Below are 6,936 nucleotides of genomic sequence, written 5' to 3'. Positions count from 1 at the left end.
AATCTCGGTACAGCAGTTTTAAACCTCAGCAATCCTACCCTACCAACCGGATTTAGCATTGTCGGAAATTTACCGGCCACTCTCGCAGCAGGTGCAAGTGCTAATTTGCTTCTTCAAGTCGATACGACAGTAGCCGGAAATAAAGCAGGTACGCTGCAATTTGTCAATGATGATACGGATGAAAATCCCTTTGATTTCCCGATTTCAGCCACAGTCACAGCCACGCCCTTACCAGAAATTCAAGTATTAGACGGCACAACGGATATAGTTGATGGTACTGCAAGTACAATTGATTTTGGTAGTGCATTAATTGGCGCGACTCTCAACAAAACCTTTACCGTAAAAAATCTCGGTACAGCAGTTTTAAACCTCAGCAATCCTACTCTACCAACCGGATTTAGCATTGTCGGAAATTTACCGACAACTCTCGCAGCAGGTGCAAGTGCTAACCTGCAAGTTCAAGTCGATACAGCCACAGCCGGAAATAAAACAGGTACGCTGCAATTTGTCAATAATGATACGGATGAAAATCCCTTTGATTTCCCGATTTCAGCATCAGTCACAGCAACTCCCACGCCAACTCCTGCACCAGTACCAACGCCAACTCCTGCACCAGTACCAACGCCAACTCCTGCACCAGTACCAACGCCAACTCCTGCACCAGTATTAACGCCAACTCCTGCACCAGTACCAACTCCTGCACCAGTACCAGTACCAACTCCTGCACCAGTACCAACTCCTGCACCAGTACCAACGCCAACACCTGCACCTGCACCTGCGGAAACACCGACACCAACACCGACGCCAACACCCACGCCAACACCTGCGGTAACACCAACTCCAACAACCAACAACATCCCCAACGATGACTGCATCTGTGACACAATTGACTATCCCAATTTAAACCAACCGAATTCAGTTGAAAACACCATACTCGGTGTACCGGGCATTCAAATAGGCACTGCCAAAAATGATGAATTTCTTGGCAGCAACTATGGCAATATATTCGATGCCAAATCCGGGGATGACAACTTATATGGTGGCGATAGCAGCGACATATTCAACGGCAATCAAGGCAATGATTTTATCAGCGGCGGCACAGGTGAAGACATCTTATTTGGAGATGAAAATAATGACATTATTCTTGGGGACTTGGGCAACGATTTAATCTTCGGGGGCAAAGGCAATGACTCCATAAATGGCCGCGAAGGTGACGACATCGTTTATGGGAACAGAAATGATGATTTCATCGACGGCGGTAAGGGTAATGACAGCTTATTTGGAGGCAAAGGTGATGACATAATGCTAGGCAGTGAGGGAGATGATTATTTGTTAGGAAATCAGGGCTCGGATACCATCTGCGGCGGCGCAGGTAACGATTTGATCAGCGGTGACGAAGGCGCAGATATCCTGGGAGGGTGCGAAGGAAATGATACTCTTTACGGCGGGGAAGATAACGATACTCTCCTAGGTGGAAAAGGTGATGATATCCTTTACGGAGAATTAGGGAATGATAGTTTGATTGGCGGTAGCGGCAATGATATCTTTGTACTAAAATCTGGTCAAGGATTTGATATTATTGCTGATTTTACAAGCGGTCAAGATTCGATCGCACTAAGCGGAAGTTTGAGCTTTAGCCAGTTAGCAATAACTCAAAATACTCAGGGTACAATTATCAAAAATGCCTTGACAGGAGAAGAGTTAGGTGTGATGATTGGAGTGAGTGCCAATTCGATTACAGCGGCTAACTTCATGCTGGTTTAGGGAAGAATGAAAAGTACGATCGCCCATTAAATCCACAAAGGGCGATCGCACTTCTACCAATTTTAAAAGGTCTAACCAAAATTTAATTATTATTCATACTTGCGGCCGCGCCACTGAGTAGGTTGATTTAACGCAGAAATTAGAATTCGCAAAAACGCCAGCGGATCGGCCAAAGGTGACAGCCAAAACAGCCATTTACCAGAAGCCTGAGTTGTATCGTAGCTTGGGGCGATCGCCAAACACAAAGCCGATCGCACCGCCACCAAAAATACATTCAATCCCCACAGCCAAAACTGCGGAAACGCCCCCACAGCAGGCACAGAACCAGACAACAAATACCACAGGACGATCGGCACCGGCAAACCTTGAACCGCCAGCAACAGCCACAAATCGCCCCAAATTTGACCGCTAGAAGCAGCATCTTTCAAATCGAGCGATCGCCCCCACTCATTCCAAGTCTCGATCGCCCCCTCATACATCCGCACCTGCAACACCTTCGCCCCATCCAAAAAACCCACCTTAAAGCCCTTAGCAGCCGCATAGCGAGCCAGAGTCACATCATCGCAAAAAGAACCTTTTGCCACCTCGTAGCCCCCTAACGCCACCAAAACCTCGCGCTTGCAGAGGAAACACTGACCGTTCGCCATCACCCGTTCCGGCACATCCCCGCCAGTCCCCGTCGGCCCGAACCGATAAACCAAAGTCATTAACAAAGCAGGCTGCAGCCACAACTCCCCCGGATACTTGAGGATAAACTGCGGCGACAGCGAAATCAGATCGTAATTTCCAGCTTTCGCCGTTTTGAGCAAACTCGCAATCAAACCCGGATGCGGCACAGTATCCGCATCTATCCCCAAAATCCACTCGCACTTCTGGGAACTTGCCAAAAAACCCCAATTCAGCGCCCAGGGCCGCCCCACCCAGCCTGCCGGTAGCGGATCGTCGTTAATCAACCGAAACCGAGGGTCTTTTTGGGCCGCAGCTTTGACTAAATCTCCGGTGCCATCTACCGAATAGCTGTCAACTACGATCGCCTCTCGGAGCTCGTAACTTTGGCGAGTTAATCCTTCCAAACAAGGCGAAATTCGATCGGCCTCGTTCAAAGTCGGCACCACCGCAGTACAAGCCCCTAACAAGTCCAGCGTCGGCGATTCCGGTTCCAGGGGCGGAATGCGCGACGGGCCTTTAATTAACCGCGACATTAAAAGGGCGGCGGCGGGTAATTGCAGCAGCAGGATGGCGACAGGTAGGATGCTTGTCAAGAGATTTGGCATATTAGGGGCGATCTGATGGATTTTAGATTTTAGATTTTAGATTTTAAATTGAAGAATTCGGAATTGCGAATTGTGGGTAGTATTAATTTGAAAAATTTAATCAAATTTTAGCTTTAAGCATCTTACAGTACAGTAGGGTGCATTAGCGAAAATTGTCGGAAAAAATTCACTATTTCCCAACAGACGCACGCTTGGAATAAATGGTGTAAAGCGAATTAAATTAGGAGTTTAGAGAGTGTCCGGGGGAGCATCTGGTGTTTTGCACAAAGCATTTTTTTATTGAGCGTGCGAGTTCTTAAGCTCGCACGCTCAATGCAAAACTCAGATGCTCCCCCGGACAGGGGAGCGACAGTAATCAAATTAGTCCGCACTACCAAAGGTTTTTATTATGGTAAACCGCACAGAATATGAGACTTGAGAATTACTTTTTATGAGGCGCCCTACTGCTAATCTCTAGCTGAAAAAACCCGGTTTCTTGTAGAAACCGGGTTTTTAAATTAGCTCAAAATTTCGTGTAAAATTTTGCCAAATCAGCCGCGATTGCGCGTGGGCTGCTTACTTACGCAAAGCACCGACGCGCTGAGAAGGAATTTCAGCTTTCAGAGCAGATTCCAAAGACGGAATTGCTTCTGTTAAGTCATTTGCTGCAGGTTTCGCCAGCCAGCTTAAAACGATCGCCGGAACTACACCCAGAAGCACAGCTAAGGATGTCGGGAACCAAAACCGAGAATCCAAGGAAGTTACAGTGATAATTGCTCCAAAAGCAAAGTTTACCAAATAAACAATTAACGGCAAACCCATTTCCGATCGATCTAATTTAATCGACGTTTTTCTCCACAAGAAAGCTGCTACTGACATAAATAGCGCTCCAGTACCCATCCAGCCCGCCAAGTTGCGGTAAGGCATCCCGAAGAAAGCCCCAAGTTCTTCAAACTCCCAAAAAGGTACTGAAGTTTGACTCATCGCCGGATCTAGTACAAAATCCCAAGCTGTCAGCAGCAAAGAACCAAAGGCGATCGCCCCGATTTGGCCCACCCAGTTGAGTTGGCCTTTACCGCCACCGACTCCAGCGCGAGCAATTATATAGGAAACCAGTCCCAGATAAAACCACGACAGCGGAATTGTAAACGGAACTAGCCCTGCAATTTTGTAGCCCAAACCGCTCAAGTAGTGATAGTTTCCGAAGGGAAAACCCGTACTCGTTCCCAACAACTCGCTACTTAAGGACAAAAACACAGAAGGCACCAAAAATGCCAGAGTTGCACCCAACCCCAACGTCCGATAGGCATAGATAGCAACCGCTGCTGCACCAAAAATGATATAAACTACTCCACCCCCAGCCATCCCCCATTGGAACAGAGTTTGTCCGGCGGGCGGTAAACTCATCACTAATTCAGGATTGGGTACAATCAGCAGCAGCCCTGCCAATCCAAAAGCCATTGACACGACGTGGGCTATCAAGCAAAAGCGCTCAGCCATCAAAAGTTGCTTCATGGGACTCCTCGAAAAAATATTAGATGCAGAAAGCATCCCCTAACAGTTTACAAATCTTTAACATCTTTAACAAAAAACAAAGACGAACTGGGAAAATCAGAATTTTCTGAATACACTGCGATCGCCCCAATCGCGAACCCGATTATACAGAATCCCCACCCCAATTAAAAATCAGCAACTGGGAACCCAGCCGGGCCAACCGCAGAGCGATCGCCAGCGAAGTCAATGGCAGCTAGGAGTTCGCTTTCCCCGACGATCCAGAATTTTGCCGATGCAGTGCGATCGTCCCGCCCGCGGCCTGTCAAATCATGTCAGGTCGATCGACAACAATAAATAAGGTTCGTAGTGCGGACGACCGTCCACCCAAAGTTCGTAGTGGGGACGACCGTCCGCCCTCATGCCCAAGACTTGTATTCGGCACAGATCAGTTTTTATTATGGTAATCAACCATAATATTTGAATTTCTGGTTTTCCCGAATGGATTATTGGTAAAGCCACCCCTCCAAATTTTTGGCATTAGTGCCAGATGTGGGTCAGGATTTAAAACCCTTAGAGCTTTTCTTTTTGTCCTGCGGTTTGGACTTTGACTTGTTAACTTCGCCTAAAGCTTGCTGAAATAAGTTGTTCAGGTGCAGGGGAACGCTGGCAATTTCCGGGAGTTCTGGTTCTAAGGGTTTTTTAAACTCTTGCAGTAAAGAATCTAAATCAGTCTCGATCGCAAAATCAGTCCGCTGCAACACAGTTTGCAAAATTTGTTCTAATTTCGCTGGATTAACTTTCGCTAACCGCTGCCAAATCCAGGCATTAATTGCAGCATCTTCAAGATAGCTGCGAACCAACTTTTCATAACCAGGAATGGTTGAAAAGTCCTCTGCTGCCAGCATTTCGGTAAATTGAGCGTAGGTAGACAAAAAAGTTTGCCCCCAGCGAGGATGAGAAAGTGCTGTCACCTTTTCGGCTTTTTTGAAGCGATCGGGCAATTCGACTTTCGGCGTTACCATTTTTGAACTAGCATTGCTGTCGAGCATTACCTCAACGGCTTTAGCATCCGCGCCTGCTGCTGCGATGGCCGCGGCTTTGACCTCTTCTCGATCGACTCCAGCATCTTCAACCATATCCGCCAGAGATTTAGTTTCATCAACGCCGATCTCAGCTAGGTGTTTTTTAGTGATTACTTCCTGAAATTCAGCCAACTTTTTATTCAGGTGATATCCCGATAGCGTCACTTCGTCGCTACCAAAAAATTCGGTAAAATCTTCGTCGTACTTTTCTACCGACTTCCAAGCTTGTTCTAACAGTTCCGGCGCGTCACTGTACAGGTTATTTTTGTAATTTTGCTTGAAATTGCCGATCGCCACAGCCAACTTCGGCTTGCCCAATTTCCCCATCTGAATCGCAGGGCCCGAGAGTATCCACCAGTCATCGGTGAGGGGCGCAATCCGAGCCCGCAAGATTTCTCCTAACTTTAAGCGAGACATTTGTTCGAGGAAATTAGCGCTGTTGGGCTTGACAGCGTAGTGCTTGGCCGTCAGCCAGTTCATCAGTTCCAAGCTGTCGGGGGAAATTTGAGTAATCTCAAACAATGCAGGGAAGCTTCTGTGCTGCCAACTTTCTAGCAAACCGAGCTCGCTCTGGGTTAAATCCGGCTGACTTTCGATAAAAATGTCGATCGGCGTTTTATCTCCGACTTTACCTTCAACGGTAAAACTGTCAATCACTTGATTTTGCTGAGCAATATCATAGCGTTCACCAGTCGATCGAGCTGCTGCAAAAGCTTCCAAAGCTACTGCTAAATCTCCTTCAGCATCCATCACAAAGTCAATTAAATTTTGCTTGAGCGTCCAAGCTTTTTCCAACATTTCATCCACAAGTAATACCGATTTTGAATGAGAGGATTTAGATTAACAATTGTGGGACTCGATTGCGATCGATCGCCCAGATTGCGAAAAATCGCAGAAATATGCGATCGATGCCCGGTATCGTGTCCGATCGATTGCCATCACAAAACGATTCGTTGAATTGCGTACAAGAGTACCAACTCTGGGAGCGGGCTAAAGTCCGCACTACGAACTTTAGGAGCGGACTCAAGTCCACACTACGAACGAATCTTAGATTTGTCAATCGATCCGAATACGATATGAGTCCTGAATTAGTTTAATTTTATGGCTAATAGTCAAAAAAAAAGCGCCAATTTCCAACTCTGCTGTTAATATTTTTTGGGGCGATCCCAGTCGGAAAACCCGCCCTGGAAAAATTTTGCTGACAAATGGGATTTCAACGCAGCATAAAAATACCCCTCCCGCTCTAGAGATCAGCTAAAAATTCCCTTTGACACTCCCCGGTCTAAAGACACGGGGATTCTTAAGGACAAACTTTGGGGGATGAATCCGCCCAAAGTTTAATT

The 6,936-nt window shown here is 46.8% G+C and carries 7 protein-coding genes; 1 reads left to right on the top strand and 6 read right to left on the bottom strand.

The window, feature by feature from the left end; genetic code table 11:
* The coding region (locus QUB13_RS30060; protein ID WP_333388670.1) for a choice-of-anchor D domain-containing protein at window positions 1-1,764 on the top strand (1,764 nt) is incomplete at its 5' end.
* Between the two features lie 89 nt (window positions 1,765-1,853).
* Here QUB13_RS30060 and cruG read toward each other — a convergent pair.
* The 6 genes from cruG to QUB13_RS30030 all read right to left on the bottom strand — a co-directional run bounded on the left by cruG (window position 1,854) and on the right by QUB13_RS30030 (window position 6,620).
* A complete protein-coding gene (cruG, locus tag QUB13_RS30055) occupies window positions 1,854-3,038 on the bottom strand; it encodes a 2'-O-glycosyltransferase CruG (RefSeq protein WP_333388667.1) in 1,185 nt (394 codons plus the stop codon).
* 555 nt (window positions 3,039-3,593) lie between these two features.
* Entirely contained in the window at window positions 3,594-4,532 is a 939-nt protein-coding gene (gene cruF / locus QUB13_RS30050; protein WP_333388664.1) for a gamma-carotene 1'-hydroxylase CruF, read from the bottom strand.
* Between the two features lie 164 nt (window positions 4,533-4,696).
* Window positions 4,697-4,837 carry a hypothetical protein gene (locus QUB13_RS30045; protein ID WP_333087881.1) on the bottom strand — a complete coding sequence of 47 codons (141 nt, stop codon included), beginning with the start codon at window positions 4,835-4,837 and terminating at the stop codon, window positions 4,697-4,699.
* A gap of 1 nt (window position 4,838) precedes the next feature.
* Window positions 4,839-5,030 (bottom strand): hypothetical protein, encoded by a 192-nt coding sequence (locus tag QUB13_RS30040; protein ID WP_333388662.1) that lies wholly within the window; start codon window positions 5,028-5,030, stop codon window positions 4,839-4,841.
* 35 nt (window positions 5,031-5,065) lie between these two features.
* On the bottom strand, window positions 5,066-6,391 hold the full coding sequence (locus QUB13_RS30035) for a hypothetical protein (protein ID WP_333113729.1): 1,326 nt from the start codon (window positions 6,389-6,391) through the stop codon (window positions 5,066-5,068).
* Window positions 6,392-6,428: 37 nt separating this feature from the next.
* The gene (locus QUB13_RS30030; RefSeq protein ID WP_333388659.1) at window positions 6,429-6,620 is read right to left on the bottom strand and encodes a hypothetical protein; all 192 of its coding nucleotides are present in this window, start codon (window positions 6,618-6,620) and stop codon (window positions 6,429-6,431) included.
* Window positions 6,621-6,936: the final 316 nt, after the last annotated feature.

The organism is Microcoleus sp. B4-D4 (genome assembly GCF_036705185.1).
GTDB lineage: Bacteria > Cyanobacteriota > Cyanobacteriia > Cyanobacteriales > Microcoleaceae > Microcoleus.
This window is presented reverse-complemented; position numbering and strand designations above follow the sequence as displayed.

What these genes read in the sequence shown, in the direction of transcription:
- QUB13_RS30035 (WP_333113729.1), bottom strand. Translation starts at nt 6,391, where the DNA reads ATGTTGGAAAAAGCTTGGACGCTCAAGCAAAATTTAATTGACTTTGTG.
- cruG (WP_333388667.1), bottom strand. Translation starts at nt 3,038, where the DNA reads ATGCCAAATCTCTTGACAAGCATCCTACCTGTCGCCATCCTGCTGCTG.
- cruF (WP_333388664.1), bottom strand. Translation starts at nt 4,532, where the DNA reads ATGAAGCAACTTTTGATGGCTGAGCGCTTTTGCTTGATAGCCCACGTC.